This is a genomic window from Arthrobacter sp. TJ-217 (assembly GCF_058269255.1).
On sequence record NZ_JBZCNJ010000003.1, the window covers coordinates 190883 to 214513 of the forward strand.

General features: G+C 65.9%; 19 protein-coding genes and 2 tRNA genes. 6 read left to right on the plus strand and 15 right to left on the minus strand.

Translation table 11 applies throughout. The features are described from left to right. The first annotated feature begins 178 nt into the window (after nucleotides 1-178). Together AC4D2R_RS06760 and AC4D2R_RS06765 are read left to right on the plus strand one after the other, a co-directional pair. A complete protein-coding gene (locus AC4D2R_RS06760) occupies nucleotides 179-1615 on the plus strand; it encodes an amino acid permease (protein ID WP_490939072.1) in 1437 nt (478 codons plus the stop codon). A 68-nt stretch (nucleotides 1616-1683) separates the two neighbouring features. Continuing rightward, nucleotides 1684-5196: a bifunctional proline dehydrogenase/L-glutamate gamma-semialdehyde dehydrogenase gene (locus AC4D2R_RS06765; RefSeq protein WP_490938707.1), complete on the plus strand. Its 3513-nt coding sequence runs from the start codon at nucleotides 1684-1686 to the stop codon at nucleotides 5194-5196. Between the two features lie 122 nt (nucleotides 5197-5318). Here AC4D2R_RS06765 and AC4D2R_RS06770 read toward each other — a convergent pair whose 3' ends face one another. The 6 genes from AC4D2R_RS06770 to leuC all read right to left on the minus strand — a co-directional run bounded on the left by AC4D2R_RS06770 (nucleotide 5319) and on the right by leuC (nucleotide 11993). Further along, nucleotides 5319-6470, minus strand: a complete 1152-nt coding sequence (locus AC4D2R_RS06770; protein ID WP_490938709.1) for a D-alanine--D-alanine ligase family protein — start codon at nucleotides 6468-6470, stop codon at nucleotides 5319-5321. Beyond that, complete coding sequence (locus AC4D2R_RS06775; protein WP_490938713.1) at nucleotides 6467-7519, minus strand: NAD(P)H-dependent glycerol-3-phosphate dehydrogenase; 1053 nt, start codon at nucleotides 7517-7519, stop codon at nucleotides 6467-6469. Before AC4D2R_RS06775 ends, AC4D2R_RS06770 begins: the two co-directional genes overlap by 4 nt. Continuing rightward, entirely contained in the window at nucleotides 7516-8274 is a 759-nt protein-coding gene (locus AC4D2R_RS06780; RefSeq protein ID WP_490938715.1) for a lysophospholipid acyltransferase family protein, read from the minus strand. The genes AC4D2R_RS06775 and AC4D2R_RS06780 overlap by 4 nt, the downstream gene beginning before the upstream one ends. A 16-nt stretch (nucleotides 8275-8290) precedes the next feature. After that, the gene (murA, locus tag AC4D2R_RS06785; protein WP_490938717.1) at nucleotides 8291-9640 is read right to left on the minus strand and encodes a UDP-N-acetylglucosamine 1-carboxyvinyltransferase; all 1350 of its coding nucleotides are present in this window, start codon (nucleotides 9638-9640) and stop codon (nucleotides 8291-8293) included. 258 nt (nucleotides 9641-9898) lie between these two features. Beyond that, complete coding sequence (leuD, locus tag AC4D2R_RS06790; protein WP_490938719.1) at nucleotides 9899-10498, minus strand: 3-isopropylmalate dehydratase small subunit; 600 nt, start codon at nucleotides 10496-10498, stop codon at nucleotides 9899-9901. A gap of 10 nt (nucleotides 10499-10508) precedes the next feature. Continuing rightward, nucleotides 10509-11993, minus strand: coding sequence for a 3-isopropylmalate dehydratase large subunit (gene leuC / locus AC4D2R_RS06795; RefSeq protein ID WP_490938721.1), 1485 nt, complete (start codon nucleotides 11991-11993; stop codon nucleotides 10509-10511). A 178-nt stretch (nucleotides 11994-12171) separates the two neighbouring features. Between leuC and AC4D2R_RS06800 the strand changes: the two genes are divergently transcribed. Further along, a complete protein-coding gene (locus AC4D2R_RS06800; protein ID WP_490899936.1) occupies nucleotides 12172-12894 on the plus strand; it encodes an IclR family transcriptional regulator in 723 nt (240 codons plus the stop codon). Next, entirely contained in the window at nucleotides 12891-13451 is a 561-nt protein-coding gene (locus AC4D2R_RS06805) for a DUF1697 domain-containing protein (RefSeq protein ID WP_490938723.1), read from the plus strand. The genes AC4D2R_RS06800 and AC4D2R_RS06805 overlap by 4 nt, the downstream gene beginning before the upstream one ends. Nucleotides 13452-13623: 172 nt before the next feature. On the opposite strand, the gene AC4D2R_RS06810 is transcribed toward AC4D2R_RS06805, so the two are convergent. From AC4D2R_RS06810 to AC4D2R_RS06850, 9 genes are all read right to left on the minus strand, one after another. Then, on the minus strand, nucleotides 13624-15243 hold the full coding sequence (locus tag AC4D2R_RS06810) for a GTPase (RefSeq protein WP_490938725.1): 1620 nt from the start codon (nucleotides 15241-15243) through the stop codon (nucleotides 13624-13626). Further along, nucleotides 15240-17003: a dynamin family protein gene (locus AC4D2R_RS06815; RefSeq protein ID WP_490938727.1), complete on the minus strand. Its 1764-nt coding sequence runs from the start codon at nucleotides 17001-17003 to the stop codon at nucleotides 15240-15242. The genes AC4D2R_RS06810 and AC4D2R_RS06815 overlap by 4 nt, the downstream gene beginning before the upstream one ends. Nucleotides 17004-17141: 138 nt before the next feature. Further along, nucleotides 17142-17214, minus strand: a tRNA-Glu gene (locus AC4D2R_RS06820). Between the two features lie 61 nt (nucleotides 17215-17275). Further along, nucleotides 17276-17347 (minus strand) — tRNA-Gln (locus AC4D2R_RS06825). A 69-nt stretch (nucleotides 17348-17416) separates the two neighbouring features. Next, nucleotides 17417-18163, minus strand: a complete 747-nt coding sequence (locus AC4D2R_RS06830) for an HAD family hydrolase (RefSeq protein WP_490938729.1) — start codon at nucleotides 18161-18163, stop codon at nucleotides 17417-17419. A 1-nt stretch (nucleotide 18164) separates the two neighbouring features. After that, the gene (gene gltX / locus AC4D2R_RS06835) at nucleotides 18165-19673 is read right to left on the minus strand and encodes a glutamate--tRNA ligase (protein WP_490938731.1); all 1509 of its coding nucleotides are present in this window, start codon (nucleotides 19671-19673) and stop codon (nucleotides 18165-18167) included. 69 nt (nucleotides 19674-19742) lie between these two features. Next, nucleotides 19743-20033 (minus strand): hypothetical protein, encoded by a 291-nt coding sequence (locus AC4D2R_RS06840; RefSeq protein WP_490938733.1) that lies wholly within the window; start codon nucleotides 20031-20033, stop codon nucleotides 19743-19745. Between the two features lie 5 nt (nucleotides 20034-20038). Further along, entirely contained in the window at nucleotides 20039-20812 is a 774-nt protein-coding gene (locus AC4D2R_RS06845) for a fumarylacetoacetate hydrolase family protein (protein ID WP_490938735.1), read from the minus strand. 154 nt (nucleotides 20813-20966) lie between these two features. Then, on the minus strand, nucleotides 20967-21107 hold the full coding sequence (locus tag AC4D2R_RS06850; protein ID WP_490899928.1) for a hypothetical protein: 141 nt from the start codon (nucleotides 21105-21107) through the stop codon (nucleotides 20967-20969). A gap of 239 nt (nucleotides 21108-21346) precedes the next feature. Between AC4D2R_RS06850 and AC4D2R_RS06855 the strand changes: the two genes are divergently transcribed. Next, nucleotides 21347-22375, plus strand: a complete 1029-nt coding sequence (locus AC4D2R_RS06855; protein ID WP_490938737.1) for a hypothetical protein — start codon at nucleotides 21347-21349, stop codon at nucleotides 22373-22375. Nucleotides 22376-23206: 831 nt separating this feature from the next. Further along, complete coding sequence (locus AC4D2R_RS06860; protein ID WP_490938739.1) at nucleotides 23207-23626, plus strand: DUF7793 family protein; 420 nt, start codon at nucleotides 23207-23209, stop codon at nucleotides 23624-23626. Nucleotides 23627-23631: the final 5 nt, after the last annotated feature.

The window sequence follows — 23631 nt, forward strand, 5'->3', positions numbered from 1 at the left end:
AGTACCATTCGTAAAAGCTCACTTTCCCTTATGGGAGTTGCGCTCCATAATTGATCAGATCGCAAAGTGGCGTGACCGCTGTCCCCAGGGGAGCAATGCCGCCAAATTACCCTTTCCTTCTCCCGGATGGACTGTTATGACGAATTCATCGAACCAAGGGCTGCCCTCCGCGGGCGGAATGTCAACGTCAGTTCTCCGCCGGAAACCCATCGAAGAGGTGGAGGACGAGCACAAGGGCAGCGGGCTGTTCAAGAGCCTCGGCCTGTGGCAACTGACCGCCATCGGTGTCGGCGGCATTATTGGAGTCGGTATCTTCACCCTGGCCGGACTGGTTGCCAACGGCGGCGCCGACGGCGAACCGGTCGGACCAGCCGTTCTGATCTCCTTCCTCGTTGCGGGACTTGCCAGTGCGGCTGCCGCGCTTTCCTACGCCGAGTTCGCAGGGATGATTCCGCGCGCTGGTTCCGCGTACACCTACGGCTACGTCGCCTTGGGCGAAATCATTGGCTGGTTCATTGGCTGGGACCTGCTCCTTGAATACATCGCGATCGTTGCGGTCGTCGCCATCGGCATCTCCGGCTACTTCACGGAATTCATGTCCGGCATCGGCATCAACGTCCCGGTCTGGATGCAGGGTACGGCCGACACCATTCCCGGCGGCATCGTGAACATCCCGGCCATCGTTGTGTGCCTCCTCATCACCTTCATCCTCAGCCGAGGCACCAAGACCTTCGGCCGGTTCGAGCTGATCGCCGTGGGGCTGAAAATCCTGCTGATCCTCGGCATCGTTGGCCTTGGCTTCTTCTACGTCAACGCCGACAACTACACCCCGTTCATGCCCTCCGGCTTCGGCGCAGTGTTCGCCGGCGCTGCCACCGTGTTCTTCGCAGTCTTTGGTTACGACGCAATGAGCACGGCCGCCGAGGAGGCAACCGACGGCAAAAAGCACATGCCCAAGGCCATCCTGCTCTCCCTGGCCATCGCCATGACCCTCTACGTCCTGGCCACGCTGGTGCTCACTGGTATGCAGAACTACACCGAAATCAGCCCCACGGCCGGCTTTGCCTCGGCCTTCCAGTCCGTGGGCCTGCCGGTCATCGCCACAATCATCTCGGCCTTCGCCGTCATCTCCATCCTGACCGTCATGCTGACGTTCCTCCTCGGTGTCACCCGGGTGTGGTTCTCCATGAGCCGCGACGGCCTGCTTCCCCGCTGGTTCTCGGCAACCGATCGGCATGGCACCCCGCAGCGCGTCACCTGGATCGCCGGTGTGGCCGCGGCTCTGCTTGCCGGCGTCTTCCCCATCCGTGCGGTGGCCGACTTGACGAACATCGGCATCCTCGCCGCGTTCGTCGTGGTCTGCATCGCGGTCATCGTGCTGCGGCGCAACGCACCGGATGCTCCCCGGACCTTCCGGCTTCCGTTCATGCCCTTCGTACCCGCCTTCGGCGTCCTGTCCTCCGGGTTCCTCATGCTTCAGCTCGAGTTCGAAACCTGGATGCGCTTCTTCGTCTGGCTGGTCATCGGCCTTGCGATCTACTGGTTCTACGGGCGGAAGCACTCCCTGATGAACCCGGGCAGCCCCCGGCACCCTGAAGACCTCCGGAGCGCCTAAACCCGGCGCACCGGCTCCCCACCGTCCACCCAGGACGGGACCATTAACAGTCGAATGGATAGAAAATCATGACAAGCTCATTGTCCGACCGCGAAGACGTAGTCTCCGACGGCGGAAAAGGCGCCGCAGCCCCCACGGGCCCCGGTGCGGTTGCCGGTGCAGGTGCGATTCCGGAACACCTGGCCGCGGAGTCAACGGCGCTCGTGCGCCGCTGGCTCGAAGAAGCGGCAACAATCCCGGTTGATGCATCGGCGCAGCAGCTGGCTGGAGTCCTCAAGGATCCGCACGGACTCGAATTCACTGTCGGCTTCGTTGACGGTGTGATCCGCCCCGAGGACCTCTCGGTGGCGGCGCGCAACCTCGCAGCCATCGCCCCGAAGGTCCCGTCCTTCCTGCCCTGGTACATGCGCTCCGCGGTGCGCCTCGGCGCAACGGTCGCTCCGGTGCTCCCCCAGGTCGTAATCCCCGTGGCGCGGCGTGTGCTGCGGGAGATGGTGGGACACCTCATCATCGACGCTTCGGATAAGGAGCTTGGGCGTTCGATCAGCAAGATCCGCAAGGACGACGTGCGGCTGAACGTCAATCTGCTCGGCGAGGCGGTCCTCGGCGAGCACGAGGCCGAACGCCGGCTCGAGGGCACCATGAAGCTGCTCGCCCGCCCGGACGTCGATTATGTCTCGATCAAGGTTTCCTCCACTGTGTCGCCGCACTCCCCCTGGGCCTTCGAGGAGGCGGTGGAGCACGTCGCCGAGAAGCTCATCCCGCTGTACGAGCGCGCGGCGAACGCCCCCCGCCCCAAGTTCATCAACCTGGACATGGAGGAATACAAGGACCTCGACATGACGATCGCTGTGTTTACGGCGATCCTGGACCGGCCGGAGTTCCACAACCTCGAGGCCGGCATCGTCCTGCAGGCTTACCTGCCCGACTCGCTCGCCGCAATGATCCGCCTGCAGGAGTGGGCAGCGAAGCGCCGAGCGAACGGGGGCGCGAGCATCAAGGTCCGCGTTGTGAAGGGCGCAAACCTGCCCATGGAGCAGGTGGAGTCGTCACTCCACGACTGGCCGCTGGCCACCTGGGGCTCCAAGCAGGAATCCGACACCCACTACAAGCGCGTCCTCAACTACGCGCTTGACCCCGAGCGTATCCGCAACGTGCGCATCGGCGTTGCGGGCCACAACCTCTTCGACCTCGCGTTCGCCTGGCTGCTTGCCGGTGAGCGCGGAGTCCGCGACGGCATCGAATTCGAAATGCTCCTCGGCATGGCCCAGGGACAGGCCGAGGCAGTGAAGAGGGACGTCGGCTCGCTGCTCCTCTACACCCCCGTTGTGCACCCCCGCGAGTTCGACGTCGCCATCGCCTACCTGATCCGCAGGCTCGAAGAGGGAGCCAGCCAGGAGAACTTCATGTCGGCGGTCTTCGAGCTCTCCTCCAACGAGGCCTTGTTCGCCCGCGAGGAAGAACGTTTCCTTCGCTCCCTCGAGGCCCTCGACGACTCCATTCCCGGACCCAACCGGATCCAGGACCGCACCAAATCCGCCCCCGCCTCCCCCGCTGAAGGTTTCCACAACACTCCGGACACCGACCCGTCGCTGCCGGTGAACCGGGCGTGGGGCCGCGCCGTGCTTACGCGCGTTCCGACCTCGACACTCGGAATCGCAACTGTCGCGGCCACCACCCTCACCGAGTCCGGAGCCCTTGACGCCGTGATCTCCGAGGCCCTCGCCGAGGCGGATGCCTGGGGGTCGATGAGCGGAGCCGAAAGGGCCGTCATCCTGCACCGTGCCGGAGACGTCCTCGAGTCCCGGCGCGCCGACCTGATGGAGGTGATGGCGTCCGAGACGGGCAAGACCCTCGACCAGTCTGACCCCGAAATTTCCGAAGCCATCGACTTCGCCCACTACTACGCCGAACTCGCCCGCGGGCTCGACGACGTCGACGGCGCTGTCTACACTCCGGCGAAACTGACGGTTGTCACTCCCCCGTGGAACTTCCCCGTCGCCATTCCCGCGGGATCGACCCTGGCCGCGCTGGCCGCGGGATCCTCGGTAATCATCAAGCCGGCCACCCAGGCCCGGCGCAGCGGCTCGGTCATGATCGAAGCGCTGTGGGAGGCGGGCGTTCCGCGCGAAGTGCTTCACCTCGTGCAGCTGGATGAACGTTCGCTCGGTAAGCAGCTGATCTCCGACCCCCGGGTGGACCGCGTTATCCTCACCGGCGGTTACGAGACGGCAGCGCTCTTCCGGTCCTTCCGCCAGGACCTTCCTCTGCTGGCCGAAACCTCGGGCAAGAACGCGATCATCGTGACACCGAGCGCCGACTTCGACCTCGCCGCGAAGGACGTTGCCTACTCCGCCTTTGGCCATGCCGGCCAGAAGTGCTCCGCCGCTTCGCTTGTGATCCTTGTCGGAAGCGTTCGGCACTCGCAGCGTTTCCGCAACCAGCTCGTTGACGCTGTCAGCTCGATGAAGGTGGGCTACCCCGACGACCCCACAACCCAGATGGGACCGATCATCGAACCGGCGGAGGGCAAGCTGCTTGAGGGCCTGACCTCCCTGGGCGAAGGGGAAAACTGGCTGATCGAACCGCAGCGCCTCGACGACACCGGGCGGCTCTGGAGCCCCGGCGTACGCGCCGGCGTGAAGCGCGGCTCGCACTACCACCTCACCGAGTTCTTCGGCCCGATCCTGGGAGTGATGACGGCCGAAACCCTCGAGGAAGCCATCGAGCTGCAGAACGGCGTCGATTACGGGCTCACGGCGGGCCTCCACTCGCTGGATCCCGCCGAGATCGGGACGTGGATCGACACTGTGCAGGCCGGAAACCTCTACATCAACCGCAGCATCACCGGGGCAATCGTCCAGCGCCAGCCCTTCGGCGGTTGGAAGAAGTCGGCCGTCGGTGCGGGAACCAAGGCCGGTGGGCCCAACTACCTCGTCGGGCTCGGCAACTGGTCAACACGGGAATCAACGGCCTCGGCGGAGCCGGTTCCGGCCGCGCAGCCGCTGCTCGCCGCCGTGGCACCCGATGCGGGGTCGGAGCTACACGGCGACGACTTCGCGATGCTCCAGCGCGCCGCCGCCTCCGACGCCGTCGCCTGGGCTGAAGAGTTCGGGGCCGCCAAGGACGTCTCCGACCTCACCGCCGAGCGCAACGTATTCCGCTACCGCCCGGTTCCCGTCACGGTCCGGCTTTCGGAAGGCGAGCCCGTCGCCAAGCTTGTCCGGGTCCTCGCGGCGGCGGCGGCAGCTGGTTCCCCCGTGACGGTTTCCTCAGCGGTGCCGCTGAGCAGTGCCCTCGGCACTGCGGTGCGGTTGTTCGCCGAGTCCGTGACGGTCGAGGACGACGCCGCATGGCTCGCCAAGGCGGATCAGTTCTCCGCCGGCCGCATCCGCCTCATCGGAGGGGACGCCTCGGCGCTTGCCGCAGCAACCGGCGGACGCCCCGACATCGCCGTCTACTCCCAGCCGGTGACCGAGGCGGGCCGCATCGAGCTGCTGCCGTTCCTCCACGAGCAGGCCGTCAGCATCACGGCACACCGCTTCGGCACAAAGAACGAACTCTCGGTGGGCCTCATCTAGGAGCCCGGGTCACTGAAAAAGCGCCCCTCCCCCTGCGGGGAGGGGCGCTTTTCATTGCGCGTGGCGGAGAGTCTGGCCGGTGGCGACGCCGCCCGGGCGCCGCAGGGAGAGCCTGGAGCGGCTTAGCGAAGCCCCGTGCCGCGGCTGAGGGCGAGGCCGATCAGCTCATCGATCAGGTCGGTGTACGTCAGCCCGGACTTCGCCCACATCTGCGGGTACATGCTGATCGGGGTGAATCCCGGCATGGTGTTGATCTCATTGATGATCAGATCGCCCGCCGGTGTGTAGAAGAAGTCGACCCGCGAGAGGCCCTCAGCGCCCACTGCGTCGAACGCCCGGGCCGCTAGGTCCTGGACCTTCGCCGTCACGTCGGGCGGTAGATCCGCCGGGCAGCTGAGTTCAGCCGCGGCGCCATCGACGTACTTCGCCTCGAAGTCGTACCACTCGTGGTCGCCGGGCTGTACCGCGATTTCGCCGGGCAGGGACGTCCGGGGCTCGTCGGTTCCGCGGCCCTGAAGCACCGCCACCTCGATCTCGCGCCCGGTGATCCCTGCTTCGACGATGACCTTCGGGTCGAACGAGCGTGCCGCTTCGACGGCGCCGCGCAGGCCTGCAGGGCCTTCGACCCTCGTGATCCCCATCGACGATCCGGCCCGGGCCGGCTTGACGAAGACGGGGAAGTTCAGGGCGGCCGCCCGCCGCAGGCAGTCGTCACTGTCCCTCAGCCACTGGCGGTCGGTGATCACCTCGTAGGGTCCGACCGTGAGCCCAGCGGCGGTGAACACCACCTTCATGTAGTGCTTGTCCATTCCTACTGCCGAGGCAAGGACGCCCGCGCCAACGTACCGGACATCAGCCATTTCCAGCATGCCCTGAAGCGTGCCGTCCTCGCCGAACGGACCGTGGAGCAGCGGAAGCACGACGTCGATTCCGCCGAGGCTGCGCGGAAGCTGATCCGGAGCCGAAACGCGCAGTTCATGACCGCTTCCGGACCCGTCAACCGAGACGTTTGACATGGCGACGGACTCGGCCGAGGCCGTCACCTCCGGCTGCGTGTCGGAGCGCAGCGACCACTGGGACGGGTCCGAGGAGACAAGCGCCCACTGCCCATTCTTGGCGATGCCCACGGGCACGACGTCGTACTTGGTGCGGTCAATGGCATTGAGGACGCCGGCGGCTGTTACGCAGCTGACCGCGTGTTCGCTCGAACGGCCGCCGAAGAGCACCAGGACGCGGGGCTTTCGCCCGGAGGTGATGCTGGATTCGCTGGTCACAGAGTATGTTCGCCTTCCGGCTTGAGGTCACGGGCCAGCAGTCGCGGCCCTAAGTCGTCAACGGAGATGTTCCCCTGGAGCACCGACACCACGTTATCGGTAATGGGCATGTCAACTCCAAGCTGGGTGGCGAGATCGAGGACCGCCTGGGCCGATTTGATGCCCTCCGCCGTCTGGTTCATGCGCACTGTGACCTGCTCGAGCGTGAGTCCCTGCCCAAGAAGGCGACCCGCCGTGTGGTTGCGCGACAGAGCCGAGGAGCAGGTGGCGATAAGGTCTCCCATGCCGGCCAGTCCCGCCAGCGTCTCGGACCGCGCCCCGAGTGCGACGGCGAGGCGGGTTGTCTCGGCGAGGCCACGGGTGATGACGGAGGCCTTCGTGTTGTCCCCCATGCGGCGGCCCTCGCAGATTCCGACGGCGAGGGCGATGACGTTCTTGACAATGCCGCCGATTTCCACGCCAACGACATCGGTGGTGGTGTAGGGGCGGAAGTAGGAGGCGGTGCAGGCCGCTGCGATCCAGGCGGCGACGTCGTGGTCCTGGCATGCCACAACGGAAGCTGTCGGTTCCTGCCGCGCGATCTCCATCGCAAGGTTCGGTCCGGAAACGACGGCGACCCGGTCCGCCGGCAGCCCGAGTTCGGCGCCGATGACTTCGCTCATGCGCGCGTCGGTTCCCACCTCGAGTCCCTTCATCAGGGACACGACGACGGCGTTCGCGGGCATCAGCGCTTTCCAACCCACAAGCTGCGGGCGGAGTGACTGCGCCGGCACGGCGAGGATGACGAGCTCGGCTCCGGCGAGCACCTCGTCGACGTGGCTTGAGGCACTGATGTTCCCCGGGAGCACCGTGTCCCCCAGATAGCGGCTGTTGCGGTGCAGGCCGTTAATCTCGAGCGCCACTTCCTCACGGCGCGCCCACAGCCTGACCGGCAGATCAGGGTTGGAATCCGCGACGACCTTCGCGAAGGTGGTTCCCCAGCTTCCGGCGCCGAGGACGGCAACCCGGGCCGGGCCCGGACGGACGGCAACCGGAGCTGTCACGCTCACGCGCCGTCCCCTTCGGTCACTTCGAAGTTCCTGCCGGTGCGCTTCTGACGTTTGACCGCGGGATCCCAGCGCTCCGCTGGAGGCTCTTCGCCCCGCAGCTGGGCGACGAGGGCTGTGATCGAGTCGAGGATGCGCTCGGTTGCCGCGTCGAGGGTCGACCTTGTGATCGGGGCGCCCTCGAACTCGCTGAGGTCCACCGGATCCCCGACGATAACGCGCGAGGTTTTCCGCGGGAAGAGGTAAAGCCGCTTGGCGTACCGGGGGAAGACTTCCTGTGCGCCCCAGTGCACCAGCGGAACGACAGGCGCGCCCGTCTGCAGGGCGAGCCGTGCTGCTCCGGTCCTGCCCTTCATGGGCCACATGTTCGGATCGCGCGTCAGCGTTCCCTCGGGATAGATGATCACGCCGCCGCCGTCGGCGATCGCCGCCCGCGCCGCATCAAGCGACCGGTTGGCGCCCGCCGTCGTCCTCTCGACAGGAATCTGCCGGGTGGCGCGCAGCGCGGCACCAAGGACGGGGACGGAGAACAGCGACGCCTTCGCGAGGAAGTGGGGCATCACCTTGTTGTTGTACAGGAAATGCCCGACGATGACCGGATCAATCTCGGTGACATGGTTGGGGCAGACGATGAACCCGGTGTCCCGGGGCAGCTTGTGCTCGTCGATCCACTGCTTGTTCATCAGCAGGTTCATCACCGGCCGAAGAATTGCGGCGAGCACGGCGAACGTCGCCCGTGACCTGCCTGGTTCACCCATGGCGGTACCCCGGCCCTTAGCGGATTCCCGCGGCCAGAACCGGGGCTTCCTCCGTGATGTCGAAGTCGGCGCCGAGACCCTCGAGCTTGTCCTGGAAGCGCTCGTAGCCGCGGTTGATCAGCTCGATGCCGGTGACGCGCGAGGTGCCGTCGGCGGCGAGGGCGGCGATCAGGTGGCTGAAGCCGCCGCGCAGGTCGGGAATATCGATGTCTGCGCCGCGGAGCTGCGTCGGCCCGGAAATCACTGCCGAGTGCAGGAAGTTCCGCTGGCCGAACCGGCACGGGACGCTGCCGAGGCATTCGCGGTGCACCTGGATGTTCGCGCCCATGCGGATCAGTGCTTCGGTGAACCCGAAGCGGTTCTCGTAGACGGTTTCGTGGACGATCGATACGCCCGATGCCTGGGTCAGAGCCACGACGAGGGGCTGCTGCCAGTCGGTCATGAAGCCGGGATGGACGTCGGTCTCAAGCACCAGCGGGGAGAGCGCCCCGCCCGGGTGGTAGAAACGGATGCCGTCGTCGTCGACGTCGAAGGCGCCGCCGATTTTCCGGTAGGTGTTGAGGAACGCCGTGAGATCGAGCTGGCGCGCGCCTTCGACGTAGATGTCGCCCTTTGTGACAAGCGCCGCCGAGGCCCACGAAGCGGTCTCGTTGCGGTCGGAGATCGCCTTGTGGTTGTAGCCGGTGAGTTCCTTGACTCCTTCGATGCGAATCACGCGGTCGGTCTGGACCGTGATGATCGCGCCCATCTTCTGGAGCACGGCGATGAGGTCCATGATTTCCGGCTCGACGGCTGCACCGGAGAGCTCGGTGATGCCGTCGGCCCGGATCGCGGTCAGCAGCACCTGCTCGGTTGCCCCGACGCTGGGGTACGGCAGGGAGAGCTTCGCGCCGTGGAGGCCCTTGGGCGCGGAGATGGAGATGCCACCGGGGCGCTTGTCGACGACGGCGCCGAAGTTGCGCAGCACCTGGAGGTGGTAGTCGATGGGGCGGTCACCGATCTTGCAGCCGCCGAGGTCTGGGATGAATGCCTCGCCGATGCTGTGCATCAGGGGCCCGCAGAAGAGGATGGGGATACGCGAGTCACCGGCGTGGGCGTCGATATCCTTCGACTGGGCGATCTTCGCATTGACCGGATCCATGGTGAGGTCGCCCGTGACCGGATCCTTGGTGACCTCGACGCCGTGCAGCCGCAGCAGGCTCGTGACGACCTCGACGTCCTTGATCTCCGGAACGTTGCGCAGGATCGACGGCGAGTTGCCCAGAAGGGAGGCCACCATGGCCTTCGGCACGAGGTTTTTCGCTCCGCGAACGGAGACCTTCCCGTTAAGAGGAACACCACCGCGGATGGTCAGAACGCTACCCATGAATACCTAATTTCCTCATACAAATAAGCCCCCGGAAAACGTGATTGCCCTCGTCCAGCATAGGAGCTTGTTCATCAAGACTGAAATGCAAGGGTATTTCATCATTGCCTTGCCTAACGGTAGGAACCGCGCGCCGGCGGCGATGATTCCATAATGAAAGGAGCATCACACAAGACCGGCCGGAGGGCATGGCCAGCGGTCCGGAAGTGCCGGAGAAGGCCCGGGACGGGCGGGGCGGCGGATCACCGCCGTCCGGCATCAGGTGCGGATGGGCAGCGTTTTTGGCTTGAAGGCGGGTCTTGTGGCCTCGAAGGCGGTGATGTCTTCCTCGTGCCGGAGGGTGAGCCCGATGTCGTCGAGCCCCTCCAGCAGCCGCCACCGCGTGTAGTCGTCAATCTGGAACGGCGCTGTGACAGTGCCGCAGTGCACAGTGCGTGCCTGGAGATCGACCGTGACCGTGGCCCCGGGTTCGTTCTCGAGAACCTTCCAGATCAGTTCGATGTCGTCCTGGGCCACCTGCGCGGCCACAAGGCCCTGCTTGCCCGAGTTGCCGCGGAAGATGTCGGCGAACCGCGAGGACAGCACTGCGCGGAATCCGAAGTCTTTAAGTGCCCAGACCGCGTGTTCGCGTGAGGAGCCGGTGCCGAAGTCCGGACCCGCGACGAGGACCGAGCCGCGGTCGTAGGGCTCGCGGTTCAGGATGAAGTTCTCATCCTTGCGCCAGGCTGCGAAGAGGGCGTCTTCGAAGCCGGTCCGGGTGATGCGTTTGAGGTAGACCGCGGGGATGATCTGGTCGGTGTCGACGTTGCTCTGGCGCAGCGGGACACCGATTCCCGTGTGGGTTGTGATTTTCTCCATGGTGGGGCTCCTAGGCTGCGGGGGGTGCGGAAGGCGGCGTTGCTGCGACAGCGCCGGAGTACTCGCGGGACGGTGGCAGCGGGTCCAAGTCCGAGGGCGAACTCAGGGTGCCCCGCACGGCGGTTGCGGCGGCGACGACCGGCGACACCAGGTGGGTGCGGCCTCCCTTGCCCTGCCGGCCCTCGAAGTTCCGGTTCGACGTCGACGCGCAGCGCTCCCCCGGCGCCAGCTGGTCCGGGTTCATGCCGAGGCACATCGAACATCCGGCAAAACGCCATTCGGCACCGAAGTCCTTGAAGACCTGGTCGAGCCCCTCGGCCTCGGCTTCGAGCCGGACGCGGGCCGAGCCTGGAACAACCATCATGCGCACCGCCGGATCCTTGGTGCGGCCCTTGATGATGTCGGCGGCGATCCGGAGATCCTCGATCCTGCTGTTGGTGCAGGAGCCGAGGAACACGGTGTCGACGCGGATGTCCTTCATGCGCGTGCCGGCTTCAAGGGCCATGTAGTCGAGGGCGCGTTCGCAAGCGGCCTTGTCGTTCTCGTCGGTGAAGTCCGACGGCGAGGGCACCGTCTGGGAGAGGGAAACACCCTGCCCCGGGTTGGTGCCCCAGGTGACGAACGGCTCAAGGTCGTTCGCGTCGAGGAAGACCTCGGCGTCGAAGACGGCGTCGTCGTCGGTGCGCAGTTCGCGCCAGTTCTCGACGGCGGCATCCCAGTCGGCGCCCTGCGGGGCGTGCGGGCGGCCCTTGAGGTAGTTGAATGTCGTGTCGTCGGGAGCGATCATCCCTGCGCGGGCGCCGGCTTCGATCGACATGTTGCAGATCGTCATCCGCGCTTCCATCGAGAGGGCACGGATGGCCGACCCCCGATATTCGAGCACGTAGCCCTGGCCGCCGCCGGTCCCGATCTTCGCGATGACCGCCAGGATGATGTCCTTCGAGGTGACTCCCGGCTTCAGGGTTCCCTCAACCGTGATCCCCATCGTCTTGAAAGGCTTCAGCGACAGTGTCTGGGTGGCCATGACGTGTTCGACTTCGGAGGTTCCGATTCCCATGGCGAGGGCGCCGAACGCTCCGTGGGTCGACGTGTGTGAATCGCCGCACACGACCGTAAGCCCCGGCTGGGTGAGCCCGAGCTGCGGGCCGACAACGTGGACGATGCCCTGCTCGGCGTCGCCGAGCGAGTGCAGACGCACACCGAACTCCCTGCAGTTCGTGCGGAGGGTCTCGATCTGGGTGCGGCTGGTGAGGTCGGCGATGGGCTTGTCGATGTCGAGCGTCGGGGTGTTGTGGTCCTCGGTGGCAATGGTGAGGTCGGGCCTGCGCAACGGGCGCCCGGCGAGCCGAAGCCCCTCGAAGGCCTGGGGGGAGGTGACTTCGTGGATGAGGTGAAGGTCGATGTAGAGGAGGTCGGGCTGGGCCTCGGCTCCCACGACCTCGCCCTTGCGGACCACATGCGCGTCCCAAACCTTTTCGGCCAGTGTCTTTCCCATATCCCGTTTCCTCCGCTGCTCTCCGCACGCGCTTCGCCGTGGAGTTGTCACCGGTCCAGCCGGACCGTCGCATTCCCTCCGCCGAGCGGGGCCTTCCCGATCAACTGAACCAGCGGTGCGCCGCAAAACGCCAGTCCCTCGACTTGCGTCTCAGATAATGAGACGGCAATATCAACTTATGGACAATTCTAGCGGTGTGGGAGTGATAGACAAAGCGGCAATGGTCCTCGATGCCCTCGAGGCGGGACCGACCACTTTGGCGCAGCTGGTGGCATCGACGGGCCTTGCCCGCCCTACGGTCCACCGGCTGGCACTTGCACTGGCCCACCACAGGCTCGTGAGCCGCGACATTCAGGGCCGGTTCGTGCTCGGCAGCCGCCTTGTCGAACTTGCCAGTGCCGCAGGTGAGGACCGGCTCATTGCCTCGGCGGGGCCGGTCCTGCTTCAGCTCCGGGACGACACCGGCGAAAGCGCCCAATTGTTCCGCCGCCAGGGCGAGTGGCGGGTGTGCGTGGCCTCCGCCGAACGTCCCGTTGGCCTGCGTGACACCATTCCGGTCGGCACGCAGCTGTCGATGAAGGCGGGATCGGCCGCCCAGTGCCTCCTTGCGTGGGAGGACCATGACCGGTTGCTCCAGGGCCTGCAGAACGCCCGGTTCACCCCAACGGTCCTCGCCGGAGTGCGCCGCCGCGGCTGGGCGCAGAGCCTCGGCGAGCGGGAACCCGGCGTCGCTTCGGTCTCGGCACCGGTGCGCGGACCGTCCGGCAGGGTGATCGCCGCCGTCTCAATATCCGGACCCATGGAACGGCTCACCCGGCAGCCCGGACGCATCCACGCCGAAGTCGTCACAAGCGCCGCGCAGCAGCTCACCCAGGCCGTCAGCAAGGCAGCGGCCCAGTGACACCGGCGGCGCAGGCGGCCGGGACTCCGGCACCGTATGCCGTGTTCCTGCGCGGCATCAACGTCAACGGCATCACCCTGCGCATGGAGGACCTGCGGCAGGCGGTCGCGTCCCTTCCCGTGGCCGAGGTCAGGACAGTCCTTGCGACAGGGAACCTCGTCTGCACTTCGGCGCTGGGACCGGCGGAACTGAAAGCTCGGGTGGAGGAGCGCCTGCGCGAGGCCTTCGGCTACGAAGCCTGGGTGGTGGTGCTTGAAGCCCGCCAGCTCGCCGAACTCGTCAAAGCGTGCCCGTTCCCTGCGGACGATCCCGACGTCCACGCCTACGTGACCCTCTTCTCCGACGGCAAAGCATTGAGCGAGATCGCATCAGCTGCGGCAGCGGCCGGCGAGAACCTTGTGGTGCTGAGCGCCGAAGCCGCCGCCTGGCAGGCACGGCGCGGTGCCACCCTTGACTCCGAGCTCAGCAAGCTCACGTCAAAGGGCCGGTTCCGCCCGGTCTCGACGACCCGGAACCTCCGGACGCTCAACAAGGTCCTCGCGGCGCTGCCCGGCTAGCTGGCCGACGCCGACGCTCTCATTCCGGGCGAGCTGGCCGACGCCGACGCTCCCATTCCGGGCTGGCTGGCCGACGCCGACGCTCCCGTTCCTGGCTGGCTGGCCAACCGCGAAGCTCCCCCGTGGACGGCTAGCCACGGAACGGGTACCGGCCCGGGACCGGAGGAATCCCTCAGCGGGGGTTCTGCGCCGCAGCGACGGCTGAACGGAAGGCGTTGTACCGCGCGATTTCGGCGGACACCGGCTTGATGACGAGGGTCTCGGCAACCCGCGCACAGGCGGCCCGCAGCCGCCTTCGGGCCTTTGCGCCCCGCGCCTTCGCGGTGAAGCGGGCAATGAACGCCGCAAGGATCGCCAGCGCAATCCCGGCCGCAGCACCCCCGAGAACGAGCAGGGTCGGCAGCGGGAAGCCTTCATACTCGGGTGCGTCGGGCACATCGAGCTGCAGGAAACCGAGCACGGCAAGCACCGCCAGCCACCCGGCGCCGGCTGCCAGCGCGACAAGCGCGATCCACTGCAGCAAGCCAACGAGCGGCCACCACCATGACCGTTTCCCGGTGTCGAGATCCGCCCCTGCGACGGCCTGGTCAAGTCCGTCAAGCAGTGCCGGCACGGAATCCCGGGCCGCCGAACGGATCGAGGTGCGCCAGGGTTCGACGGCGGACCCTGCCGCCGTATCGGCAAAGGTGCGCAGTGCCTGGTCGACCTTCGCCTGCTGTGCCGGGCTGCCCTGCGGCAGCGAGGTGCGGCGAAGGGCGGCGTCGATATCGCTGCGGCGCAGATTCAATCGTCGCAGCGGGTCCGGACGGAGCGCCGCGAGCCAGCGGGTCACCGGCCAGCCGGTCGCTGCGCGTGCATCACGCCTGTAGGAGGCGGTGACGGCACGCACCACGGTGTCGACCCCCGCCGCCTCGGCGAGCCGAGCAGCGAGTGCGCTCTGGGCTGCTTTGTCCGGCACTGCAGCATCCTGCGCTCCGGTGAAGGCGGCGAGGTGCGCTGACGCATCGACGACATCCGCGGTGAGGCGGGCATTTGCCGCTTCCTTGCCGGCGGCGATCGCCTGAATGGCGGCGGACAGGTCCTCAAGGCCCTCCCCGGTGCGCGCGGAGACGGGGAACAGCTGAACCGCGCCAAGGCCCTCGCCCTTGAGGATTCCGGCAAGCGAATCAAGCACCTGCTTGCGGTCCTCCTGCGACAAGCGGTCGGCCTGGTTCAATGCCACCAGCGTCACGGCGCCGTGTGAGGCGAGCGGCCGCAGGAAGTCGTAGTGCAGCGCCGCATCGGCGTACTTCTGCGGGTCAACCACCCACAGAAGCACGTCGACCTGGCCCGCCATACGCTGGACAACCTCACGGTGTACCAAGGCGGTCGAGTCGAAGTCAGGCAGGTCGAGCAGGATCAGGCCACCAGCGGGCTGACCCTGCGCGGGAGCTGGCATCTCGTGCCGCTGGTTCACCTCGAGCCAATCGAGGAGGGCTCCGCTTCCTTCGGGACGCCATACGACGGCGAGCGGTTCGGAGGTCGTCGGCCTGCGTGCAGCCACGCGCGCCACCTTGGTGCCGCTGAGGGCGTTGATCAACGAGGACTTTCCGCTCCCCGTTGGGCCGAAAATGCCAACGACGGTATGGTCCGCGGAAAGGGACCGCCTGCTGCTCGCGCGGTCGAGCACCCCGAAGAGCTGCTGCAACGGCTCCTCGGAAAGCCTTCCCTCCCCCAGTTCCCGCGCCTTATCAAGCGCCTCCAGTTGCTCCGTGAGCCCGTTCTTTGAGCGCGTCCCGCGGTGCCTGCTCATCGGCTGCCGCCCGGCCCTGCTGGTGTGCCGCCCGCGAAGTTGGTGCGCGCCAGGGCGCGGGCATATCCGGCGAGGGTTTCGGGCGGCGTCTGCTGGGACACCGGTTCAAGCAGCACCGTGAATTTTTCCTGTTCCACATCAAGCAACAGCCTGCAGCGGCGCTGCAGGTTGTCGCGGGCAGTACGGCTGAGCCGTCGCACGGCATCTTCGCCGAATACCGCCTCGAGAAGTTTCTGACCGACAACCGCCGAACCGCCGGCGATGCCGATTTCCGCGCCGGTGAGCCCGCCGGTGGACGCGAAAACCACAACCATCAGCGCGACCGCAACGCCGTTGACCCCGAAGGACAGCATCCGCGCAGCAAACCGCTTATCGGAGCCTTCGGTGCTTACGAGGTCAAGGAGATCCTGCTGCCAGGCCCGTACCTGACGGGCCGCCTCCTCGGAGAACTCGTCACTGTCATAGGGCGAACGTCCTGCAAGCAGGGGCCGGCCGGCGTCCTCGCTGCTCCAGCGCCGCTCGGTTTCCTCGTACGCCTTCGCCGCTTCCTCAACGATGACCGAATGGAGTCCGGTCTCGATCGCGGCCGCGACTGTCTGCGCGGGGGCGGGTTTGCCAGTAAAGAACGAAGTGATCCGGTCGCGCACCCAGCCCACGCGGGTTTCGATGCCGCGCATGAACTCCCCTGTGCCCACGAAGTCCTGCCACCGGGCCAGCACCTCGCCGCGCAGCATCGTGCCGTCTTCGGTGGAGCGCAGGATGGCGGCGAGGGCGTCGTCGTATGCCGCCGCGGCAGCAGTGCGGAAGCGCAAGGCTGCCGCCTGCTGCGTTTCGGCGGCCTCGGCCACCTCTCCCACACTTCCGGCGAGGGCACGCACCGCCCCGGCGAGTGTCCGCCGGGCGATGTCGGCGCGTCCCTCGGCGTCCGCCGCGATCGCCGAAAGCCAGTGGCGGATCGGATCAACGGGTTCGGGCGGCAGCATTCCGCTTTGGTCAAGCGGGGACTCCGGCACCACGAAGATGGGGGCGTGCCCCAGGTTCTGGGCGGCGAGAAGGCTCATCAGGTCGCCGCGCACCTCTTCTTCGACCCCCTGCGGAACCCTGTCGAGCACCACGGCAAGGAGGATGTCCCTGCTCGCGGCTCCCGCGAGAAGCTTCCATGGGACGGCGTCGGCATAGCGGTTCGCCGTCGTCACGAAGAGCCAAAGGTCAGCAGCGGCGAGAAGCTGGTTGGCCAGGCGCCGGTTCTCGTCGGCGATCGAATCGATGTCGGGGGCGTCGAGGAGTGCGAGCCCGCGCGGCACCCGGGGCTCCCCCTGGAGCAGCAAGGTGTCGGGGGAATCGGATGCGGCACCGGCCTGTTGCGGATCTCCGCTCGGAAAGACCCGGCTCAGCGTCGGGAGAACACGCTGGTCCGAAAACCATGCGGCGTCGTCGGGGTGGTGAAGCAGAATCGGCTGGCGCGTGGTCGGACGTACCGCACCCGTCCGCGTCACCGGCCTCCCGACCAGCGCATTCACAAGCGTTGACTTACCTGCCCCGGTGGAGCCCCCAATGACGGCCAGGAGCGGCGCGTCAAGACTGTCGAGCCTCGGAAGGATGTAGTCATCGAGCTGCGCCGCTGCGGCAAGGGCCGCGGTCCGTGCCCGGGGTGCGCTGCTGAGCGCGAGGGGGAATCTTGCACCGAGGAGGGCCGTATGTACCTCCCGGAGGAACACCGCGAGACTGCGGGCGTCTGCGGCGGGGAGGGATGGATTCATAATCCCCATCATGCCATTTCACCTCACCGGCTGCGGGAAGCACTGAATGTGCGGCGCAACCTTGATTTCGAGGCACAAAAAAGTCCCGAACACCTGTGTGTCCGGGACTTTTCCCGATGTCCCTTTGAAGGACTTTCGTGACCCCAGCGGGATTCGAACCCGCGTTACCGCCGTGAGAGGGCGGCGTACTAGGCCGCTATACGATGGGGCCAGTACTGGTATTGCCTTTTACTGCTTGGTACTACGTTTCCTGCTGTACTGCATTTACTGCGCTGGGGTACCAGGACTCGAACCTAGAATGTTGGTACCAGAAACCAGTGTGTTGCCAATTACACCATACCCCAATGGCACTTTTCGGAAGCCCATCAGTGCTGGCTCCCGGTCGCGTAACCGCTCCGCGCCGAGAAATAACTTTACCGGATACTGGGCAGGAATCGCAAAACGTCCGACAGATCGGTGATGCGACGCGCCACTGCGCCCTCGAAAGCGGCCCCCCGCCGGTCCAGCCAAACGCCAACGAGGCCCGCCGCGTCGGCTCCCTGGGCATCGACGACGGGGTTGTCGCCCACGTAGAGCGTGCCGCCCGGGGAGGTCCCCAGAATGCGCGCTCCTTCAAGGAAGATCGCCGGGTCGGGCTTGGCGGCACCGACGGCGTCGATGCCCACCAGCCGTGAGATGCGGGTGAGCCCCGAACGATCGAGTTTTGCCCGCTGGTAGTCGTGGACGTTGTTGCTCACCGCCCCGTAGGGGATGCCCCGGGCATCGAGTTCGTCAAGGAGTGGCAGGACATCCTCGTACGGCCGAAAGTGCAGCGGCAGGGTGGCTTCGTAGGCGGAGGTCCAGCGGTGGGCCGCCTCGCCTTCGAGCGGGTCGGTGACGAACCGCGCCTGAGCGTGGCGGGCCCTGCGCAGGCGCTGTTCCGCGAAGGTCACTTCTCCTGCCAGGAAGTTTTCGTAGTGGCCCTGCGGGTCCTGCGCAAACAACTGCTTGTACTCGGCCCAGTCATCTTCGGTCAGATGCTTCAGGGCTTCGCCGGCGATGGTGTGAAGGGTTTTGCCCATCGCGCTTTCGAGGTCGACGATCGTGTCGTCAATATCGAACAGCACGCCCTCGATGACCGGATCCTGCCCGCCGGCGGCCGCCGCCGTCTCAGCACCCACTTCAGCCCGCCGTTGCCTTGAATGCCCGCAGACGCGTCAGCGACGACTCGCGGCCGAGGATCACCATCGACTCGAAAAGCGGCGGCGAGATCCGCCGGCCGGATACGGCGGTGCGCACGGGGCCGAAAGCGAGCCGGGGCTTGAGGCCCAGCTCATCGACGAGCGCAGCACGCAGCGCTTCCTGGATTGCGTTGGCGTTCCAGTCGGTTACGGCTTCGAGGGCGGCGAGGGCGCGCCCGAGCGCCTCGTCGAGGTTGTCGGGAAGCCCCTTGCGGGCGTCGTCGGCGATGTCGACCGCGTCGTCGTCCTTGAAGAGGAAGGAGAGCATTTCGGGCGCCTCGCCCAGGAGCGTGATGCGTTCCTGCACGAGCGGGGCGGCTTCGGCGATGACTACGGACTCCCGCTCCGAGGGCGGGTTCCCCACGAGTCCGGCGGACTGGAGGTAGGGAACGATCCGGCCCTGGAAGTCCTCGGGCTCAAGCAGGCGCACGTGGGTTCCATTGATCGCTTCGGCCTTTTTGAGGTCGAAGCGGGCAGGGTTCGCCAGCACGTCGTGGATGTCGAACTTCTCGACGAGCTGGGCCACGGTGAAGATGTCCTCATCCGCCGACAGGCTCCACCCCAGCAGGGAGAGATAGTTGAGCAGCCCCTCCTTGATGAAGCCACGCTCGCGGTGCAGGAAGAGGTTCGACTCGGGATCCCGCTTCGAAAGCTTCTTGTTCCCCTGCCCCATCACGTAGGGCAGGTGGCCGAAGAGCGGCATGTGCTTGGCCACCCCGATATCAATCAGCGCCCGGTAAAGGGCGATCTGCCGCGGGGTTGAGGAGAGGAGGTCTTCGCCGCGCAGCACGTGGGTGATGTCCATGAGCGCGTCATCGACGGGATTGACGAGGGTGTAGAGAGGAGCGCCGTTGGCGCGCACCACGGCGAAATCCGGGACGCTGCCGGCGCGGAAGGTGATCTCGCCGCGGACCAGGTCATCGAACGTGATGTCTTCGTCCGGCATCCGCAGCCGCAGTACCGCCCCGCGGCCCTCGGCGCGGAACGCTTCGCGCTGGGCCTCACTCAGGGTGCGGTCGAAATTGTCGTAGCCGAGTTTGACGTCGCGCCCGGCCGCACGGTGACGCTCCTCCACTTCTTCAGGAGTGGAGAAGGATTCGTAGAGGTGCCCGGCCTCCACGAGGCGAATGATGACGCCCTGATAGATGTCGCCGCGCTGGGACTGCCGGTATGGACCATGGGGGCCGCCCACTTCAACACCCTCGTCCCAGTCGATCCCAAGCCACGTCATCGCGTCAAGGAGCTGCAGGTAGCTTTCCTCGCTGTCGCGCGCCGCGTCGGTGTCTTCGATGCGGAAAACCAGGGCACCGCCGGTATGGCGCGCATAGGCCCAGTTGAAAAGCGCGGTGCGGATGAGGCCCACGTGCGGCGTACCGGTTGGCGAGGGGCAGAACCGCACGCGGACCGGGGTGGAATCGGTGACAATAGGGAAATCGGCTGCAGTAGTCATGATGCGCCAAGTCTAGTCGGCGGTCCCCCGGCGGCCCGCACCGTCCATGCGGCAGTCGGCGCCCGGCGGTCACTGAAGGTAGAAGTACCAGCCTCCGAAAAGGGCGGCGGAGACGGCGAGTCCCACTGCAGCCAATACCTCGATCCGGGTCTGCGGCCGCAGCGCCCGCAGGGCGAATGCTGCGAAGAGTCCGAATCCGAGCGCGGCATTTGCCGAGGTGAGCAGCTGGGGGCCGCCGGCCATGCGCACGGCACGTCCAAGGATCAGGAACCCGAAACAGGCAACGAAGGCGAAGGTCCAGTTCTGCCGGCTCCTTCCCCGATGCCGCCGCTGACGCCCCGGGGACCCGCTGCCGCCCATCGGACCTACCTGCGTGCGGGGTTGGTCAGCCGGCCAATGCCCTCGATATCGACTTCGAACCGCTGACCATCAGTGATCATGCCCACGCCGGCAGGGGTACCCGTGAGGATGATGTCTCCGGGCAGCAGGGTGAAAGCCTGGGATACGTAGGAAACGAGTTCCTTTGCCCCCCAGACCATCTGGCTCGTCGAACCATCCTGACGCAGCTCGCCGTCGAGCGAGCCCCGTACGGCAAGGTTCTCGGGGTCGAGGTCGGTCTCGATCCATGGCCCGATCGGGCATGAGGTGTCGAACCCCTTCGCCCGGGCCCACTGGTTGTCAGTCTTCTGGATATCGCGGGCGGTGAGGTCGTTCGCGCAGGTGTAGCCAAAGACGACGTCGTCAACGCGTTCGAGGGGAACGTCCTTGCAAATCCGTCCGATCACCACGGCCAGCTCGGCTTCGAAGGAAATCTCCTCGGAGAAGGACGGAAGCAGGATCGGGTCGCCCGGCCCGATGACGGAGGTGTTCGGTTTGAGGAACATGAGCGGAGCCGGGGGCACCTCGTTGCCGAGTTCAGCGGCATGGTCGGAATAGTTGCGTCCGATGCCGACGATCTTGCTCCGCGGAATCACGGGCGCGAGGAGGCGCACGTCAGCGAGCGCATGCCTGGCACCGGTCAACTGGACGCCGGAGTAGAAAGGATCGCCGTTGATCACGGCGACCTCCTCGCCGCCGTCGGGCCCTTCAACCACTCCGAACATTGGATCGTTATCTACGACAAAACGGGCTATACGCATTTTCCTAGGCTACAGCCTCACCCAACCCCGGCGGGGCAGCAGAAAGGCCGTGAACTCGCCCCCCAGAAGGCGGGTTCACGGCCCTTATTCGGCTGGAAAACGGCGGTTGACGCGCGAGCCGCTCAACGCGGGCACTGCGCAGCCGTCACCAGGTTTAGTAAGGCCAGGTGTTGACCCGGTCGGTGCTGACGGTGCCCGAACCCGACTTGGCGGTCGTGTCCGCAGCGAATGCGGCAGAGCCTCCGCCTGCGACGAGCAGCACGGACAGCACGAGTGCCGATGCAATTTTCTTCATAGTGAATATCCTTCGGGTTTGAGGCGGACGCATAGGACAAGGAAGTCCCAAGCTCTTGCTATAGCACTATTAGTATACAAATCAAAAGTCGCCACACCAGCCCCAAACGTAACAATTTTTTGTTTTCGATGGTGATACCGTCTTACGTCCTAGACTGGAACCTGGAAGTAGCTTCCAGTTGTACAGCGGATCGCCGGATACAGCCGGCGGCCGCACAGAGATATAAGGAGGAGATGGCCGTGCATGAAAAGCCGGGCGAGCAGGTCCTCCTCGAGCTTCAGGCCCGCGATGCCTGGAACCAACGGGATTATGAACATGCAAACCGCATCGCCAAGCAGGCGGTAGCTCTCGCCGAGGAGCTTCACGACGAGAACGCCTGGTGGAACATGACCTTTCTCCAGGCGGAGTGCCTGCGCAAGCAGGGCCTCATGCAGGAGTCGGCAGAGGTCGCGCGGATTCTTCAGCGACATCCGATGACGGTCCAGTCCACTGCGCTCACGGCCCGGGTCTGCACTCTTGCATCGTTCGCGCTCCAGGGATGCGGCGAGCTTACCGAAGCAGTAGCCCTTGCACGGAGTGCGGCCGAATATTCGGCGAAGGTGCCCGGGCAGCCGGACCTGCAGATCGAAGCCCAGAACGCCCTCATCGCGGCGTTGGCGGACAGTGATCAGCTCGAAATCGCATGGACAGAATGCATGGTGCTCGCCGAATTGCTTCAGCAAGGCGTGAGCACCCAGACCCGGGGCATGAGCTACTGGGCCATCGGAAATGTCGCCTACATGATGAAGCAGGTCGACGAGGGTACCAAGTACCACCGCCTGGCAGCCGAGAATCTCTCCCCAACGAACGACCTGGATCTTTGGGCGCGCTTCAACCGCGCGTCGGCAGAACGCCGCCTCGCCGCGGGCGTCGTCGGCCCCGAAACACTTGAATGCATCGACCGGGCCGAGATGGCGAGCTCGATCGTCGGCGGCAGCGAACGGGACCGGGTCGAATTGGCGCTCACACGCGCACACTGGCTCGTACTTACCGGACAATTCGACGCAGCGATCGAGCGGCTCAAAGCCGTGACAACGCGCGAGTCCCTCATAGCAACCCATACGGCGGCAGAGGCCCGGTACCTTCTGGGACGGGCGCTCAGTGCAAGAAACAGTGAGCTGGAAGCCCTTCTCAACCTCGAAGCAAGCGAGCAGCTGTTCGATCGATCGGGCGCTCACGACCGCGCAGCAGCAGCACGCGACCTGATCCACGAGGTACAAGGCAGGTAGGCGTAGCGGCCTCCGGCTTCATACGGCGTCATGTAGCGTGCCCAAAAGCTAAGCCGGCTTGCATGATGCGCCGCTCTGTCTTGTAGAGTCGTTCCTAGGCTCTGGCCGGGCTGGGCGTTTTCCCCCATTACTCCCACCCCGGTCAGGGCCGCCTTCATTTGGCACAGGCACGCTGAGGCCAGGCGGATTGCGCGGCCGGAGTTCCTGGGTCCACCGGCGTATTGGTCTTTCCGGCTTGGCCCTCCCCCGTTCCACTTCCGCCCGGTTTCCTTCCAGCCGTGCCGCGTTGCCGAGGCGGATGAAGCGTTCCAAGCCCGGTCCGGACTGCGCCCCATGAGAAATAGTCTCCAACTCGAATTCCCGCCCCAATTCAAGTTGCCAATTAGGTGCTGAAGCCTCGGACATTTGAGCACTTTCGGTGCTAACGTTTCCCCCATCACACGGTGGCCACGATGTTGGCTCCTGACTGGGCAGCAACCCATTGCCACTGAGTGCCGGCAAATGCCCGCGCCAGCGGCCAGTTGCTGAAAAGGCGGAGCATGGAGCAGCCGCCGTATTGATGCTGGGGGAGCATATGAATAGATCCATAGCGGTGAAGCGACCCGACGAAGTCGCCAGCCACCCGGCCTCGCACCTCCGGCGACGGCTCGCAGCAGCATCACCGCCCGTTCGGATCTCCGCGGCACCGGAACGTTCCGCCGTCCCTGCGCGGCTGACGCCCCGGGCGCAGCCTTTAGCCGCTCCGCGGCCCGGTCCCCCGGAGGCGCAGCTCAAGCCACGGGCGTAGACGATGGGTAACGGGTTGGGGAACCGAAAGCAGCGGAGATGGTAATGACTACATTGACCGACGACGACGGCCTCGTCGCGTCGCAGGCGGATCAGCGGGCGCAGGTGGCTCCGGCTTCAGCAGCGGACCGGGATGGGATCACTGTGCTTGTCTTTCCACCGGGTGAACGGATCTCGAAGGAACTCGCTTCGGCAAAGGCAGCGCAGGCACGCGTTCTTGCGGCTGGAGTGCCGCGGCCGGTGCTCATCGACATCAGCGGGGTTACTTCGATCGACAGGGATGCCCGCGCGGTCCTCAGTGGAGCGCGTATGGCCCGGGCCATTGCCCTGGTGGGCTCGAGTCCGGTGGACCGCGTTCTCGCGGCGTTCCTCATGGGCGCCCGGACACCAGGCTGCCCTGTGGATGTGTTCGGCTCACAGGCCGAGGCACTTGCGTGGCTGCGGCCATTGCGGACTGTAACCTGAGATTG